This is a genomic window from Paenibacillus eucommiae (assembly GCF_017874215.1).
Classification (GTDB): Bacteria; Bacillota; Bacilli; order Paenibacillales; family NBRC-103111; genus Paenibacillus_AI; species Paenibacillus_AI eucommiae.
On the sequence record NZ_JAGGLB010000065.1, the window covers coordinates 1 to 16,825 of the forward strand.

12 protein-coding genes are annotated in these 16,825 nt (G+C 37.1%); all 12 read right to left on the reverse strand.

Features of this window, described 5'->3' with window-relative positions; all coding sequences use genetic code 11:
• Positions 1–134: 134 nt before the first annotated feature.
• A complete protein-coding gene (locus J2Z66_RS41820) occupies positions 135–494 on the reverse strand; it encodes an HIT family protein (protein ID WP_209979945.1) in 360 nt (119 codons plus the stop codon).
• A gap of 136 nt (positions 495–630) precedes the next feature.
• Complete coding sequence (locus J2Z66_RS41825) at positions 631–1,488, reverse strand: P-loop NTPase family protein (protein WP_209979948.1); 858 nt, start codon at positions 1,486–1,488, stop codon at positions 631–633.
• Positions 1,489–1,890: 402 nt separating this feature from the next.
• Entirely contained in the window at positions 1,891–2,367 is a 477-nt protein-coding gene (locus J2Z66_RS41830; protein ID WP_209979949.1) for a GNAT family N-acetyltransferase, read from the reverse strand.
• A gap of 160 nt (positions 2,368–2,527) precedes the next feature.
• A complete protein-coding gene (locus J2Z66_RS41835; protein WP_209979951.1) occupies positions 2,528–3,283 on the reverse strand; it encodes a class I SAM-dependent methyltransferase in 756 nt (251 codons plus the stop codon).
• A 239-nt stretch (positions 3,284–3,522) separates the two neighbouring features.
• Positions 3,523–5,694 (reverse strand): serine hydrolase domain-containing protein, encoded by a 2,172-nt coding sequence (locus tag J2Z66_RS41840; protein WP_209979953.1) that lies wholly within the window; start codon positions 5,692–5,694, stop codon positions 3,523–3,525.
• A gap of 908 nt (positions 5,695–6,602) precedes the next feature.
• The gene (locus J2Z66_RS41845; RefSeq protein WP_209979954.1) at positions 6,603–7,061 is read right to left on the reverse strand and encodes an NUDIX hydrolase; all 459 of its coding nucleotides are present in this window, start codon (positions 7,059–7,061) and stop codon (positions 6,603–6,605) included.
• A gap of 360 nt (positions 7,062–7,421) precedes the next feature.
• Positions 7,422–8,162 (reverse strand): class I SAM-dependent methyltransferase, encoded by a 741-nt coding sequence (locus tag J2Z66_RS41850; protein WP_209979965.1) that lies wholly within the window; start codon positions 8,160–8,162, stop codon positions 7,422–7,424.
• Between the two features lie 710 nt (positions 8,163–8,872).
• A complete protein-coding gene (locus J2Z66_RS41855; RefSeq protein ID WP_209979956.1) occupies positions 8,873–12,835 on the reverse strand; it encodes an nSTAND3 domain-containing NTPase in 3,963 nt (1,320 codons plus the stop codon).
• Positions 12,836–13,897: 1,062 nt separating this feature from the next.
• On the reverse strand, positions 13,898–14,623 hold the full coding sequence (locus tag J2Z66_RS41860) for an ATP-binding cassette domain-containing protein (RefSeq protein WP_209979958.1): 726 nt from the start codon (positions 14,621–14,623) through the stop codon (positions 13,898–13,900).
• 39 nt (positions 14,624–14,662) lie between these two features.
• Positions 14,663–15,094 carry a DUF6557 family protein gene (locus tag J2Z66_RS41865; RefSeq protein WP_209979960.1) on the reverse strand — a complete coding sequence of 144 codons (432 nt, stop codon included), beginning with the start codon at positions 15,092–15,094 and terminating at the stop codon, positions 14,663–14,665.
• A gap of 511 nt (positions 15,095–15,605) precedes the next feature.
• Entirely contained in the window at positions 15,606–15,932 is a 327-nt protein-coding gene (locus J2Z66_RS41870) for a hypothetical protein (RefSeq protein WP_209979961.1), read from the reverse strand.
• 186 nt (positions 15,933–16,118) lie between these two features.
• Positions 16,119–16,595, reverse strand: coding sequence for a GNAT family N-acetyltransferase (locus tag J2Z66_RS41875; protein WP_209979963.1), 477 nt, complete (start codon positions 16,593–16,595; stop codon positions 16,119–16,121).
• Between the last annotated feature and the right edge of the window lie 230 nt (positions 16,596–16,825).

Sequence of the window (16,825 nt, forward strand, 5' to 3'; positions counted from 1 at the left end):
AAATATTCGCAAACAAAGGATTCGACAATTGATGAATAAATCCTACCCGTTAACAGAATGAAGCTGCCGCTCAGCACCGGCGGCTTCATTTTCGTTGTTTATTCAACTATCGTGTCCCGTTAGCTTAATGTTCTCTAGCACCAAGTACCATCAGTATCTCTTATTCTTTTTCCGTAATGAACATGCCAATGAAGATGTTTATTGCTTTGATATTCCCCAATATTAGTTGATACAGTACATCCACCATGTTGTTCGTTTATCTGTTTTGACACTTTCTGAATTACCGATAATAAATCGTTCAGTAAGGCTATATCTTCATCTGAAACGTCGATTAGCGAAGCGATGTGTTTCTTCGGAATCACCACGATATGTACTTCATAATAAGGACGGCTATGATAAAAAGCTAAAGAATTGTCAGTTTCTAAGACTTTCTCTACTTCTGTTTTACCACTTAATACTTCGTCACAATAAAAATCTTGAACACCGTTTGTCATATGTAACAACAACTCCCTTTTTAGTTAAGAACATATTGTCGCATCGCACTAAGTTTTAATTTTAGCACAAATTGGAACTATCCTGCCCGTTAGCTTAATAGACTTCCATCTTTTGAAGCCTGCAATCATTAGAATCTCATTTCTCGTTAGAGCTAAAATATTCTGATAAAATCCCCACTAAAACTTGCTTATAATCGTTTATATCATACGAAGAGTTGTCCACTTTTTTCTTGGCTATATTTATGCCGTTAAATATTTCTTCTTCCAATTCCCTTCTTGTCTTAAGAACCTGCAGAGCTCCTTCTAACCCATTATAACCCTGTTTTTTTCCAAATCCTTGGTTTGTATAATATTCAATAAATCCCTCTGACCATTCTTTAGGTCTTTCCATAGCAGCCTTCCTGAAAGAATGATCAAGATCGTTTTGTTCTACGTAAATCAATAATGGATTCAGTTTTTCCACAATCGAAGCCAGTTCTATAACATAACTTATAACGTCTTCCTTCTTCGCACCATATTTAATCATCCCCATGGTTACAGGGTTTTGTATAAAACAACAATCAAAAACAAAGGTGTCTGAGCCATTCAAAACACTCTCAGTAAACTTCTTCCATCTTTCTGTTATCAGTTTCCTGTTTTGATCTAGCGACAATTCATAAACATCATTTTTGACAACTACATGCAGTAATTCATCTGGAAAACTTGACCCGTATTCATCTTTTATTTTCCGATATTCTAGGAAGTAATTGTTACCTTGTTTAATCATACGATTACTTAACAAATCTCTAAATTTTTCATGGGTACTTAATAATTCATCGAATTCATATTTCTTAAAACAGGCAACTCCATCATAATCAGCAGGATGTTCCAGATTTCCTTCTAAAAATAGCTGAGATTTAATGTTCATTTCCATAAGAATTTCATGAACTAGTTGAGCAGTTGTTGTTTTCCCGAATCCTGGTAATCCCTCAATCAAGACTAATTTTGATCTCATAATAAAGTACCTTTAATCACTATTAGGATGATAAGCAGGTAAGAATCAATAGAGCTGCTGTTTCCCACAAAATAAAAGCGGATACCATCAGGTATCCACAGAACGGGTTTATGATACACCTTTCCCTGCATACCCTGTAAGATTAAAGAAAAGCATGCCTAATAAAATAGTATAGTCACTATTACAGGCAATCCTTTCGAATTGTTAATCTTTACTGAGTAATCCACATGATAAGGTTTATGCTCCTTTGTATGCATCTCTATTATTTAGATTAACATTGAGCATAGATAAATACAATCTGGGACTTTCTGTACTGCCAGTCATCACAACGAAGCGATGGATCGGTTCCATCGCTTTTTTCTGCACTATCGTTATCCGTTAGGTTAATCAATCAACGATTATCTAATTATGAAGCAACTTCTTGAATACCACCCTGTTTCCACCCCGACCATCATAATTCAGACACGTAGGAATACCATCAATTTCTTGCTCTTGAGGTTCTATGCTGAATCCTAGTCGAGCATGAAATGTAATAGAATCCTTCTTTCTCGGCGCAGTTACACATCGAATCGTATTTCTACCTAATACTTCGGTATTTTTAAAAAACTTCTCGTAAAGTGCACGCCCAACACCTTTTCCACGCCACGCAGGGTCAACCATTACGATTCGGATATAAGCCTCATCTGGTTTGGTTTGTGATAGAAATCCCATAATAAATCCAATCATCTTTCCGTTTTCTTCTGCTAACAGACAAGTTTCCCGGAAATGATTGATAAACCATATCGAAAACATATCACTTGAATAATTGCTGCCCCACCAATCTGAGGCTACTTCTAATATTGCTCCACAATCCTCTGTTTCAATATATCTTAATTTCAAAAAAAAAACACTCCTTCTCCGTCTCTGTTTAGCCATTATATTCCATGTATTTGCTCCATTATCCTGCCCGTTAGCTTAATAAACGCAAAAGGAGCTGCGGCAATGCAAGCTCCTCAACTACGTGTCCGGTTAGTTGAACAATTTGATATTTTAATCCCGTTTATTTTTTCAACTTAAAAACTATGAAGTCAGCACATCTAAAATCTTCTTCAAATGAAGGGTGTTTTTTTAATATTTCTATTGAGGGCTTTGGTTCTTCAATGCTTTCTAATACAAAACCCGTTTTAATTAAAGTGTTAATGTAACTTGTTAATGTTCTATGAAAGAATAACATTTTTTCTTTATCACCTAAACCTTGTTCATACGCACCTTCATGAAAATATTTATCTACGTTCCAGTGCAACTTTTCACCGCTTTCTGTTTTCTCCCATCCGCATTCTGGAGTAACAAAACAAGGATGCAATATCGAAAAAATAAAACTGCCTCCATCTACTAATAAACGATACATTTCTTGAAATGCTTTTTCATAATTTGCAAGGTCGTGAATTACCATATTTGATACAATTAAATCGAAACTTTCATCTTCTAAAATATTCAATTCCTCACAATTGCCTTGTCTATAATCAATTAACAAATCTTTTGGAGTTCTTCCTTTGGCTATTTCGATCATTATTGGAGAATAATCCACTGCCGTTACAATGGAACCAGACTTGGATAAAATCCTGCTTAAATAACCTTCACCACATCCTGCATCTAAAACTTTTTTATTTTTCACATCCCCCATAAGTGAAAATAAAGTGGGGTTTAAAAAAACCTCTTTATGAAGGTCTCCTTGTTCAGTATGATTTTTTGAATATGTATCTGCAAAGGCATCCCATCTTTTAATCGCTTCTTCGGTACCTACATTTTGTTTCATTTTTCACATCCCCAATATTGTTTGTTTTAAATCAATTCCCTTTATTTCTATAACCTTCTTAAAGTATCCTGCCCGTTGGCTTAATAAAAACAAGGAGCAACTGCTGCGGCAAACTGCTCCTTATATCGTTCAACTAACGTTACCCGTTAGTTGAGAAATTCATCCTTCTTTTCTTGAGGATTCTTCTTTCTTATACGCAGGACTATATCTTGGCCAGTTATGAAATGTCTATTGCGACGTTACTGCGCGGAAATCTCGAACTTCGTGCCGGCATCTCCGGCGAAAACAATGGATCCTCCCCCGGGCAGGACGACCTGATCCTTGCCTCCTATGACACTGAAGTAGATGCATGTTCCCTTCGTATCATAAACAGCGAAGGAGGCGTTCGAGGACATGTTCACCTTAATGGTTTTGCCCCCGTCTTTGTCGCTTATCGTATACCACCGGGCGTACCCGCTCGACGGAATCGTAACGATTGACTTCTTAGCGAAGTTGATGGGCTTCACGGCGTCCTCGTTCACTAAGATTCTTCCGCCTTGATCCAGGTACTCAACACCTTCCTGCGTAAAGAACGTTAACCCTGAGAGATCCCGCCCGTTCATTCCCGGAATTTGCAATTCGGAGACGGCCGTATTCGGGCTCGTTATTCGCTTATCCAACACGTACCCCGGCAATTGTTTCGACACGTTCAATTGGGTGGGCGGCAACACCAAATAAACGATCGACGTATACTTCTCATTCAGCAAATAATACTTCTTGCCGTCGCGCTGCATCCATGCTTTTTTTGTCTTTGTCGGAAGATCTTGAGGCTGGAGCTTCTCGGCGTTGTACTCTGATAGAGCCGTCTGCCCAAGACCTGGCACCGAAACGTATTGACGAATCCATAAGTAGGTGCGGCCATTCTCCTTTGTCACAAAGCTGATCATCACATTCCCATCTGCACTCTTAAACGTGCCGTCCGCCGAATACTCGTAGATCTGGGCCGGATTACCGGGTAACTGCTCCGAAGTGACGGACATGACGCCGCCTTCGGTAATATCGATGTTAAACGTTCCAATATACGCACCATAGATTCCCGAATACTGCAGCATGGACTTCGACATCTCAGCCTTTACCGGAGCGCCGTACGACTTCTCAGGCTTGAATTCGGCAATTGTCCCTTTCTCCTTCAGCGCCTGAAGCAGGATTTCGTTCGCCAGAAGCTGGTCGTACGTGCTGCTTCCGCCGGAAGTGACGACAGCTGCCGCTATGTCCTGCTCGGGAAGCACGACGAGCGACGAGTGAATGAGAGGCGTGTCCCCGCCTTTGGTCAGCGCCTTCATCCCGTATTCGCTGAAGGGATACAGATTGACGCTGTCCCAGCCGAGACCGTATTCGAACGATCTGTCCGCATCGTCAGGCCACAAAGTCGTCTTATACTCGTCTTGTGCCATGGCCGCAGCCGATTTGCCGGACAAGACTTCTTCCGCTCCCCCCGTGAAAATTTGCGAGAATCGAGCCAAATCTTCCGCCGTGGAATAGATGCCCCCCGTTCCGATCACGTTAACCGGCTGGTTGGGAAGTTGTCCTATGTAGGTAGGATAATAGAGTCCCGCCATCTTCGCTGAATCCGGAGAATCGAGCGGCGTCTCCGTATTAGCCATACCCAGAGGTTTCGTAATATATCGATGGATATAAGAGGTAAAGTCAATACCGCTGACACGCTCGACCAGAATCTCGGCCAGCGTAAATCCGTCATTGCAGTAAACCGAGTAAGCACCCGGGTCCGCCTTCAAGGTCTGTCCGGCCAGTTGCTTCAGCAGTGTGTCGTGGGCGTAAGTATCGTTATCTTCGAATAAAAAGGCGTCCGTAAACGACGATCCGTTCAGACCGGAAGAATGATTCAGCAGCATGCGCGGTGTAATCTGCTTGTAGCGTTCATCCTTCATCGTAAACTCGGGGATATACTGGACGACCGACGTATCCAGATCGATTTTCCCTCGGTCGACCAACTGCATGATGGCAACCGCGGTAAACATTTTACTCGTCGAGCCGATCCCGTACATCGTGTCTTTCGTGAGCGGCTTCTGTCCCTTCTCGTCATTCTTGCCGGATTGGCCGGATACGACGATGTTGCCATGATCGATAATGGCGTACTGCACGCTGTTCGTGCCGTAAACTGTCGTGAGGAAATCTGCCTTCTCCTTTGCAGCTTTCCGGGTTACTTCGTAGGTGATCGAAGCCTCGTTTGAAGGCGAGTCTATTGCTGCTGTTGGCACGGTTATCGGAACAGCGCTTGGCATTATCACCTCAGATGTATTCGGCGCCACTGCCGTGTTTTGCGTCACTGCCGGTGCATTGTTGTGGTCGCAAGAAGTTAGCAGCAGACATAAAGATAGCACAGCTCCTATTTTCCATCGACTTTTTATCATTTGACCTCTCCTTCATACAGGTAACTCATTCATCTCTTGATTCAATCCCCCACTACTCTCGTTACAGTAGACTTCTATCTTCAAATATCTTCCTCATTCACTTGTTTTTAGGTTTATACGTCGATAATACGCATAGGTTTCCTTTTTATAGAATTACACTATCCTGCCCGTTAGCTCAATGGCCACCCACCAAAACAGCCCACCTGCCGGGCAATCTTGCCCCTAAATCATACCTTGGAAATTGAATGACAAAAAAATCGGATCAAGGCTGGAACAATACATTCTTAGCCTGCTTTTTTTGTCATTCAGCTATCGTTACCCATTAGTGTAATGAGCTTAATTAAGTTTATTGAGCTCGCAAAACAACATATTTTTCAACTGTTCCAATTTTTCTTCACTTGGTTTAAAACTTTCCGAATACATAGTTTCTCTTGGTGTCCACCATACTGGGTGTCTGGGATTGGGTTCCGATAATCTTCTCGGAAAGAGATGCCAATGCATATGTGAATCGCCATTACCAAGAAGCTCGTAATTCAATTTAATTAGATTAAATGCTTTAAAATCAGCTTCCGATACCTTACTCATTTCGACAAGGAACTTCTCTTTATATGTTTGATCCAGTTAGTGCAGCTCATTTACGTGTTCCTTACATAGAAACAAAGTGTATCCTTCAAAGTATTGATGATCACCTATAACAACATAACCTGTGTCTAGTTCTGCCACAAAATATTTGTTTGTTCTTTCTTTTATCATTCTAATTCGTTTACAAATTAAGCAATCTTCCACCCTCGTACTTCCAGCTTTTTAATTTCATAACCACCACATTATTCCACAATATTATTGCATTCTCCTGACCGTTAACGTAGCAACAAGTCTCAGCGGCAATGTTGCTTGTTGCTGAACTATCGTTACCGTTTGTTTAACGTCAATTTCTTATAGTCGATGGCATAGCTCCTCAGACTTCGGGCATCCTGCTGCTGCCACCGTGAATACATGTCATAATAAACACCTCCATATAACAAGTTGTCTGGCAACCTATCCAATAATTTAATCTCATCAATTTCATAATTAGGTAAATCATCAAATATTGATACGTTTGCGAAAAAGACCATTCCGTAACTTTCATTCAACAAATAAACCCCATATGGTGTTAACTCAAAGTTCACAGCACCTGTTTCTTCATACAATTCTCTACTTGCAGCATGAATAAGGGCTTCATCATTCTCCCTCTTACCTCCAGGCAACTCCCAAAGCTGTCGTTTCTTATTCCGAATAATGACTAAATGATTTTGATACTCGGTTATCATCACAACATACTTTATTTCATCTGCTGCAATTTCTTCAATACCATACCAAGTACATTCCATGATAATTCTCCTAACCTAATTCTCGTAATCCTACCTAATCATGCTACTATCTATGATAATACCACATATTGGAACTATCCTGCCCTTTAGTTTAATAAAAAGTACGCCCCCGCGCCTTCGTTTGGGCTACGTCCTCCTCTTTATTCCACTTCCAATTACTAATTAAAGAATGTACGCGGGTAGCATGTAGTGCTTTAAACAGGGGACTTATCTTAACCTAAGCACTAAGAAAATACTTTTATTTTCTTCTGACATTAGCACGTTTTTCTAATGAGATAACAGTGTTCGCTGGAGCGTTAGCATAAAAATGGTGGCTTCCAAAGTTAAGGTCGTAATGGGGATAATTCAATATCAATTTTATCAGCGATAAAGAGTATAAAACTCTGGAAACTGCGGATCTGTGGGGCTTGGTATTTCTTCAAATGTCCGTATAAATAACCCTACTGTCCCAATTGCAGTTACAATATCACCGACTGTCCAACTTCGCACTAACACTTTCCCCAAATCAGAGCGTTCTTCTTTGGGCAGTAATTTAGCAAAAGCCACTTCTCCTTCACTAACAATACCATCAAAGTAATTCCCAGTTGGTTGTTTTAAGTTATTTGTGTTCATCCATGCACGTGCGAAAGGATGAAAATCATTCAAGATAAGCCGACCATTTTTCCTTAATCTGCGACGAACCACTGAAAAAATAGAGTTGAGGTCTGTAAAGTAATGCAAAATACCAAATTCCATCAATACGATGTCAAATTCGCCTAATGTCTCTTCGTTCGGGATATTCAAGACGTCAGAACAGATATAGTTGAGTTCAACACCAACGGCATCGGCAGTCTGAATTGCGTACAACCGATTTTCTTCAGATATGTCCACTACGGTAACATCAGCACCAAGCAATGCTAGGGAAATTGCTTTTCGACCGTTCGAGCCAAGGAGATTAATAACTCTCTTGCCTGTTGGATCACCAATATACTTTATCCAATACCGAAGATGATGCTTGTGTTCCAGCCTCAGCTCGCTCGCAAGTTCATCAGGTGTTCCATACTTTTGAACCCAAGCCTGATACGCTTTCGTTTCCCACGCAACCTTGTTCGCAATTGCCAGTTCTTCTTGAAATCACATACCTCCCAGATTATTTTTCCGTCTACAGAAGGTATATATTACCTTTTGCGATTAAATTGTCAACTTTTTTCTAACTCTATTGTTCGTTCAACATAAAAAACGCTCCTTCACCTTTGCTAGGGCTACGTCCTCCACATTATTATTCCAATTATTTATTTAAGCATATACGCGAGTAGCATGTAATTCTTTATACCAGTCCTTAATTTGATCTAAGCATTAAGAAAATACATTATTTTATGTGAACAGTAAATATTAGAAATAAAAGAGGCTCACAAAGTCATGAAAGACTTTGCAAAGCCATGATCATTGGACACCACCTAAGTTAGTTTCGCGGTAATCGGACATTGTTTGTGTCGAATATCGATAATAGGATCAAGTTTGTGTCGCGAGTTTACGACACAAACTTGATCCTATTAAGCAAAAACTTCTGATTAACCCTGATTATTTATAGGACAATGTTTGTGTCGTCCGACATATGTCCACAAAACAAATCAAATCTTTGCCTACATTGAGAATAACAACATTGAGAAAAAACAAAAAACAAAAAACAACAAGATAAATAATTTTTTGTTGTTTTTTGTTTTTTGTACAACGCGCAGCTCAGCAGACACATGTTAATAACCTCATATAAAAAAACAAAAAACGAAGCAAATCGTGTGCTTCGTTTCTACCTTTTTATGCCCCGCTAATATTTATTCGATCCAGTTATCAAGTTCATAATGATCATCAAATTCATCATTTATTTTTGATCCTACATCCAAAAGCCTAATTCTATTTGCTTCAATCAGCCGTTCTACTTCTTCATTTACAGTTCCAAGCTTTTTCATCATATCAAGCACAATTCTGTTAGTTAACGATAGTCTAGGCGGATTTGTCTCAAATGCTGTTTGTATTAAAGCACTAAATCCTTCCGATATTTTACGGTCCGCTTCATCACCTTCTATTTTTATTCGATTTTTCACTTCAATAAACTCATAGAAAATGTAACAAATCTGAAGAAGCTTCTTATCGTTTTCCAACCTATGATAGATTTCTTGTTCAATAATTGAGCTATCAAATAAATTATACAAATCATCGTAATTCGTATGATGATACTGAACACCTTCGATAACTTCGACGATCTTTGAAAAATAAATTTCCAACTCATCTTTTGAACAGTTCTCGATTAGAAGATCCCATAACTTCTTGTTTGCCTGGTTTTGGGATATTGTTGTATGTAATAGTCTATTAAATATGAGTCTTCTCTTTTCTGTACTTTCATTCAATAGTTCTTCATAAATTCCTATACTATTGGGAAACCTTTGTTTATCATGATTATAAAGCCTTTCGATAAATTCCCTAAGTGAAATCTCGAATGATCTATCAAGACAATCTCTTCTTAATACTTCAAGTATTACTTGGTCCCAGAGTTGGTAGTTATTGTGATGATAACCATTCCACCATAATGGCTGAGGATGGCCACAATGCACGTTTAAACATTGCTCTAATAAATGCTTCTGAACTAGAGTATCTACAATAACACTGATTTCTTGTTCAAATAATACTTGCCCGAAAATACTTATTTCTATTTCATGTGGCACGTTATTTCGATTGAAGGCTACTGCACGTAACCATTGTAAGTCTTCCCTATCTGAGTTAAGTAATGTAACAATGCGTCTTCTCTCATAAATTGATAGATATTCCCAGTCATTAATAAAATTTTTAATATTTGTTGTTATAAAGCTTGTTTTATTAGCAGATAACAATTGATCGAAAACATCTTTTCTTAACTCAGATTGGTCTTCGGTTCCATCCATAAGGAACTGAACAACACTCATTCCAGAATCGTCCGCATAATGATGAGCAGAATATTTATCTAACCATTTAACCCAAGCACTAGCAAGAGCAACTACTTTTGTTGTATCCGAAACATATTTTAATGATGCTTTCGTTACATTTACCATATGTGGTTCATCCATATTAATAAATTTGGAAGGAAACTTATTTAAAAGTTCAATGAACACTTCATACCATACTGACCAGAGTTCTTCTATTTCTTCAGAGTCTAAATCGGTCCAAACTAACCCTTCCTTATAGTGATTATCTTCAAAATTCTCTAAGAACCGCAATGAACGAACAGCAACTGACATAACATCTAATGAGCCTTTAAAATATTCTAGGATTTCATTTTTCATGGAAGGCTGGTATTTAACCCAACTACTCAAGGCGCCTTTAAACAACTTGAATACATAATTCGGATGTTCCTGTACATCTAAATATATATTAATATCCTGGAAATCATAAGCGTAGTTTTTAAATAAATGATATATTGCTTCTTCTCTTATAAAACTCTCATCATACGTTAATGCTTCCTTTATTATTTCAAAATAAAATTGCTTATTGGTTTGACTTTTTTTAAAATTAATTGCATGCCACATTTGTTCAGAGGTTAGTTGTTCACCAATTATAAATGTTTCAACTATTTTCTCAGGTTCTTTACTACGTTGTGGAAAATATCTTGATAATGAAAATTTATTGTTTCTATTTATATTAAAGTAGGGTTCTCCATTATGCCAGAGTATCCCCTCATTATGAATTGACTCTCGAAGCTTAATAGATTTAACAAGTTCTGATTGTTCCACATCATTCAGTTCACTTATTCTACTATCAAAAAACATGATCAATCTATCTTTGACTGATGGATAAATTGAATATAAACTAAGTAACATTAATCTTTTAATTTCTTGGTCTCTGCTTTCCAAGTAACACCGTTCTAACATCATTAAAGTGCAAATATTCGCTCCTTTTGAGAGTGCGGATAAACTTCGAGTAGCAATTCTTAAGATATCTTCTTTTTCAAAAATATCATTTATACTATGTTGAAATAAGATTGTACTAGCATGATGATAAATTGGGTGTGTAAATATTACTTGCCGATTTAGCTGGTCTATTTTTATATATCCATGACCCAATAAATATCTTAATTCTTTTTGATACTCTTCGTCTATCTTTATCGATTCATTATAGCTAGGATATTGTGATGTTGAAATCTCTTCTTCCAGAATGTCAGATGAACTTTCTTCTTCGATGAAGTAGTCAAAAGAAAGCATCTTTTTTCTCGAACTATCAATTCTCGGCAGTTCAATACTTTCACTTAAGATAAATGCTAGATCCTCAATTTTTAAAGATCTGTATGTATTACAACCCAAACCCAGCACCGTAAACACTCTTTTACAGTTGGAGCCTCTGCTAGTAATCTTTTGAGCTAACTGGTCTGAGTCTATTCTCGCCAAATCAATAATTGACGTTTCATCCATTTTATAGAGCAGCATTAAGTTGCTTTCTGTATTAAATAGATGAACAATTTGACCCGGTTGTAGATTATTAATCCTTTCATTTTTTCTTAACCATAATGTAATTTTATTTAAAATACCTATTGACTCAACAGTCTTTCCAAAGTAACTTCCCCATAATATTTCAGAAAGATTTGAATTATGTACTGTCAGGTCAAACCAACAATGTTTACCTATCTTACATTCAAATAGAGAACTCTTACGCATTGAATCAAGTAAGATATCGTTCCTAGATGTTATAATGACCTTTCTATGTATGTCACTGTCCTGAATAATTTTATTCACAGCTGAAACTAATTCAATACTCCTTTCATTTGTTATAATTTGGCCATAGGGGTCTTCCAAAATTAACAATCTATCTTCATGACTAATATGTCTAAAAAAAGATAATGCTCCACTATCACCAAAAAGCTCGCTAGTAATATGAATCTTAAATCCCCTATCTTGGTAAACCTGAGCAATCTCCCTTGCTAAATAGGTCTTGCCACAAAGTGAGATACCTGTAAGTAGTAAAACGTGATTATTCTCTAATGTCTGGACACAAACTTCTTTTTCTTCTCTATGAACCAATCGTCTATCATAATCGAATACTCTTTTCCCGTTAAATCTAGCTAATAAATCAATCAATACAGAACTTATTGATCTATTTTCTCCCCTAGCATCTCTAATAATGTCTAGCAATTCCCTAGTAACACTCTCTGTTTCACTCTGTGGAACATAAAATTTTTTATTTAGAATTCGTGAGATTTTTTCATATACCAGTTCCCGATCTTGCAAATCCCATATTTTATTTTTTTTTAATGTGGTTCTTAGTTCATTATTAGTTACTTTAGAAAGGAAATCATCTAGGTAATTTCTTCGTTTCACCATCAATTTTTTTGTTTGAGGAAAACAATTTATCACTGATGTTTTAATTAAATTAAGCATATCTTCGTTTAAGCTTATATTTAATGAACAATGGACTTCTTTTAAGTCAACATACATACTCACATCATCCATACATCTAGAATTAGTTACAAACAACGCGAATCTATTTTTCTCGTTCAGTAATTTAGTTAATAAGCTCTTCGTCCAGCTTCTTTTTTCAAAATGACTTATCCATTTGCAAAATTCTGAGATATCAACTTGTTGACCTCTCATTTTTACTTGTAAATCAATAGTAAAATGTTCATCATTTTCGATAAATTCAAATCTCGAATCTTCTCCATTGGAATCTTCAATATAGATTTGTATATTTTCTTTTTCTAGAAATTCAAGAGCAATCATTAATGAAACATGATATTGATATTCGTATCCTAGAGGTCCAACTATTTCAACGGACATGTCCCCAACCACCATTACATTAATATTTATCCAATCAGGCCTTGGACTTGAATCAGGATTATTGCTTCAATAGATGAAGAAGTGTTCCAATCATTTCACTGCATTTATTATCCAATGCATGTTGCCATCAATGCCTTTACCTTTTGTAATGTATTAGGTTTATGGATATATTCTGAATCAAACACTATCAAATCATTTCTTTTACAATCAAATAAAAATATACTAATATGCTTTTACTTATCCATATGTTTTTCTGACAATAAGTTTCCCCACTGTTCCCTTACGTCTGAAGGTTCCACATACAATTTTACCACAAAATTCAAATATAAAACTCTAATTACTGGAAATAATCATCATAAAGCTATTTAATCTCAACTGGAGCTTTTTGAATATCAACTTATGAGTACAAGTTCACATAAATCGAGATTATTGATAGCTAAACCTGTTGAGCTTCGAAAGCTAAGTAGCAAGAAGTTATATGTCCTTAGAGTCTTACACCAAGATAAATGACAAATATTATCAAGATCATTCGACCTTGAATACAAAGCATCGATGTAAGCGCATTCAGCATACCGCATTCCTACGACGGAATTTTTATTGCAAACGATGTGTATGTCCATCCTGCGAGAACGATGTGTATGGTCATTGTTCTCGCAGGATGGACATAGTATTAAGGAAGGCATTTATTGCTATTCAGAATATGGGAATATGAAAAAAATGTATGATTTTGTATAGCAATACAATCAGAAATATTAAGACGAATTCAAACTCATTCTGGTACGTTTCCGAAATCCTTAAATTTGGATTTTATCGATAATCAGCCTACTTCGCTACAATGTAGGCTGATTTGTGTCACTAGACGACAATGTAGGCACATTTGTGCATTTTTAGATGACACAAATATGCCTACATAAAAATAAAAAAGCCTGATTTCTCAAGCTTTGCAGAAAAAGTTATGTAGGTACATTTGTGTCATTGGACAGGTGTCGGATCGTGCTTGCTTGGGTTTATTGAAAAAACATATGTCAAACCCTCTTCGATTGCCGGATTTATCATTAAATATTACAAAAGAATGATTTCGTCAGCAATGTTACCTAAATTACTTTCGTTGAGTACAGGAAGTATTACAATTGCATTATGATTCCTTAATATTTCAATATACTTTTTGTTGTATTCGCCAATTATATACTCCGTCCAATCTTTGGTTTGCATCCATGGTACAGTAAATAGCCTTTTACCATATGCAAAACCAATTGCCATTGATGCCCTCCATACTTCACCGCTTTGAAACTCTAATGGTCTGTGAATCCTACCTTGCTTTTCATTATTTTCATACATCCCTGAAAGTTCAAACATTTTTGCAATCTCAAGTAAACTATAATCATTTTTGCTTTTCGCAATTCCTTCCTCTATTTGTTCTGCTACTGTTTTTATCCCTAAAACTTTCCTTGTCAATTTGTTTGGATAACTTCTCATTGGCTTATGAGGGTGTTCCGAAACTCCTTCTCCAATGTAACAAGATATACTATGAAGCATATCAGCACTGGCTTTATAACCATTTACTTGTATAGAATTTTGATTAGCATCATCCATCAGTTCTTTACCTGCCAATATGTAAGACAAACCCCATCCACCAGCACCTAGATTTCCTACAACACCATATATTTTACCACCCTCAAAGGTCACAGACAGATTGCTGATAGAGTCTACTATTCTCCAATAATTAAATAGAGAACATGATACTTCGCAAGTAAGATTTTCAATTTTGATTTGCAGTAACGAATCCATAAAAATTCATTCCCCACCCAGTAAGATGAAATCCATGTTTTATTTAACTTCTGTGTCATCAAATCCATAATAAAATGTCATTTCCCAAAGACAATGAGCAATAAAACTTTCGTTGGTCATTGTATTTAAAGAATTTTCGTCAATGTAATACCCTAGCCACTTATGAAATTTACTTGATGCAATAGAGTAACCAGTCCACTCGTCATCCTTACCACTAACATCAAAACAGATTGATACATCATCTTCATTAAATTCCTTGATACAGATTGATTCCCCATCAGTACTCTCCTGAAATACAATTATGTATATGTACATGTTAGTTGTGTTGTGAACAGGTAAAGCATATCTCAATTTTTCATATAGAGAACTAAACTTTTCAAGTCTATCCATTTTATTTGGATAATGGATGCTAAACTTTTCCCATACCTGTGCAAAATCTGTATCGGTAATCAAGTCTTTGAATGTCTTCATACTTCCTCCAATCAATGAAATTGCTCTTTCATTTAAACTGAATAGTTATACGTGTATTCCTAAACGATTGGCTAGGTCTTTTGCAAATTTCTTTTGTGACTCTAATTTTGATTCCTGAAATACTTTAATCATACGTTCTTGTGCCTTGTCCTTTTTACTAGTGGAATAGTACAGTATTGTTAAATAATGAGCACTCTCATACGCCCCTTGAATCTCACGAAGTTCCATTGCTTTAGAGTGTTACATGTGACCGCGCTTCGTACATGACTTTGCTTTCGCTAACCATGGCAGGTCATTGAGGCTAGCCCTGCTTCTTGGAAATATGGATTTTCCTCACAGGTACATTGTTAGATGGGCTTCACACCCGGATTTGCTCGAATCCGACGCATGCCAACCTGCCTGTCAGGGTCTGAGGTAACCCTTCGCTTCGTAGAAGAAGCTTCTATTTACAGCGCCTCGTGGCGCACTGAGCTATCGTTTCCCGATAGCTTAAGCTAAAATCAGGACAATCTTAGTATAATTCTCCTTCATCCCCTTGTACTTTTGCATTAAGTTCACTCGCAATTTCCTTCATCTTATCAATCACATCGCCTTCATCGGCTCCTGAGACTGTAAGGTTACCATTGGAATAACGAAAAGGAACCAATGCATCATCAGCTTCCCAAATAAAAAAATCACCGCTTATTGAAATTTGGATTGGACCAGATTTTGAAAATATATTTGAATACTCAAAATCATTTTTACCCGCAAATAGAGTCTTTAACTCATCAAGTGAAATGGGGCTTTCCGTACTCTCTGTCCAATGATTTGCTCTCGTAATATGAATATCATAGCTCATAAACTTATTCTCCTTTGGATTAAACTTCACTTTAATTATAACTATATAAAGTAAGTATTCAATCAAGACTACTGTTACGCGAAACTGCCCGTTAGCTTATTAAAAACAAGGAGCAACTGCCGCGGCAAACTCCTCCTTATATCGTTCAACTAACGTTCCCAGTTAGGTTAATCAATCAACGATTATCTAATTATGAAGCAACTTCTTGAATACCACCCTGTTTCCACCGCGACCATCATAATTCAGACACGTAGGAATACCATCAATTTCTTGCTCTTGAGGTTCTATGCTGAATCCTAGTCGAGCATGAAATGTAATAGAATCCTTCTTTCTCGGCGCAGTTACACATCGAATCGTATTTCTACCTAATACTTCGGTATTTTTAAAAAACTTCTCGTAAAGTGCACGCCCAACACCTTTTCCACGCCACGCAGGGTCAACCATTACGATTCGGATATAAGCCTCATCTGGTTTGGTTTGTGATAGAAATCCCATAATAAATCCAATCATCTTTCCGTTTTCTTCTGCTAACAGACAAGTTTCCCGGAAATGATTGATAAACCATTTCGAAAACATATCACTTGAATAATTGCTGCCCCACCAATCTGAGGCTACTTCTAATATTGCTCCACAATCCTCTGTTTCAATATATCTTAATTTCAAAAAAACACTCCATCTCCGTCTCTGTTTAGCCATTATATTCCATGTATTTGCACCATTATCCTGCCCGTTAGCTTAATATAAATGGTTATCCATTAGTCAACTTTAATAATCTTATCAAAGCAGTATGAATCTTTTTCATAGCCATTATGCTCATAGAAAGCATGGGCATCAGTTCGCTTCATCCCGGTACATAGAATAATGCTGGATATTCCACTGTCTTTCGCATAATT

Bases quoted from the DNA above. Each gene is read 5' to 3' on its own strand.
- J2Z66_RS41820 (WP_209979945.1), bottom strand. From the start codon at position 494: ATGACAAACGGTGTTCAAGATTTTTATTGTGACGAAGTATTAAGTGGT.
- J2Z66_RS41825 (WP_209979948.1), bottom strand. From the start codon at position 1,488: ATGAGATCAAAATTAGTCTTGATTGAGGGATTACCAGGATTCGGGAAA.
- J2Z66_RS41835 (WP_209979951.1), bottom strand. From the start codon at position 3,283: ATGAAACAAAATGTAGGTACCGAAGAAGCGATTAAAAGATGGGATGCC.
- J2Z66_RS41840 (WP_209979953.1), bottom strand. From the start codon at position 5,694: ATGATAAAAAGTCGATGGAAAATAGGAGCTGTGCTATCTTTATGTCTG.
- J2Z66_RS41845 (WP_209979954.1), bottom strand. From the start codon at position 7,061: ATGGAATGTACTTGGTATGGTATTGAAGAAATTGCAGCAGATGAAATA.
- J2Z66_RS41855 (WP_209979956.1), bottom strand. From the start codon at position 12,835: ATGTCCGTTGAAATAGTTGGACCTCTAGGATACGAATATCAATATCAT.
- J2Z66_RS41860 (WP_209979958.1), bottom strand. From the start codon at position 14,623: ATGGATTCGTTACTGCAAATCAAAATTGAAAATCTTACTTGCGAAGTA.
- J2Z66_RS41865 (WP_209979960.1), bottom strand. From the start codon at position 15,094: ATGAAGACATTCAAAGACTTGATTACCGATACAGATTTTGCACAGGTA.
- J2Z66_RS41870 (WP_209979961.1), bottom strand. From the start codon at position 15,932: ATGAGCTATGATATTCATATTACGAGAGCAAATCATTGGACAGAGAGT.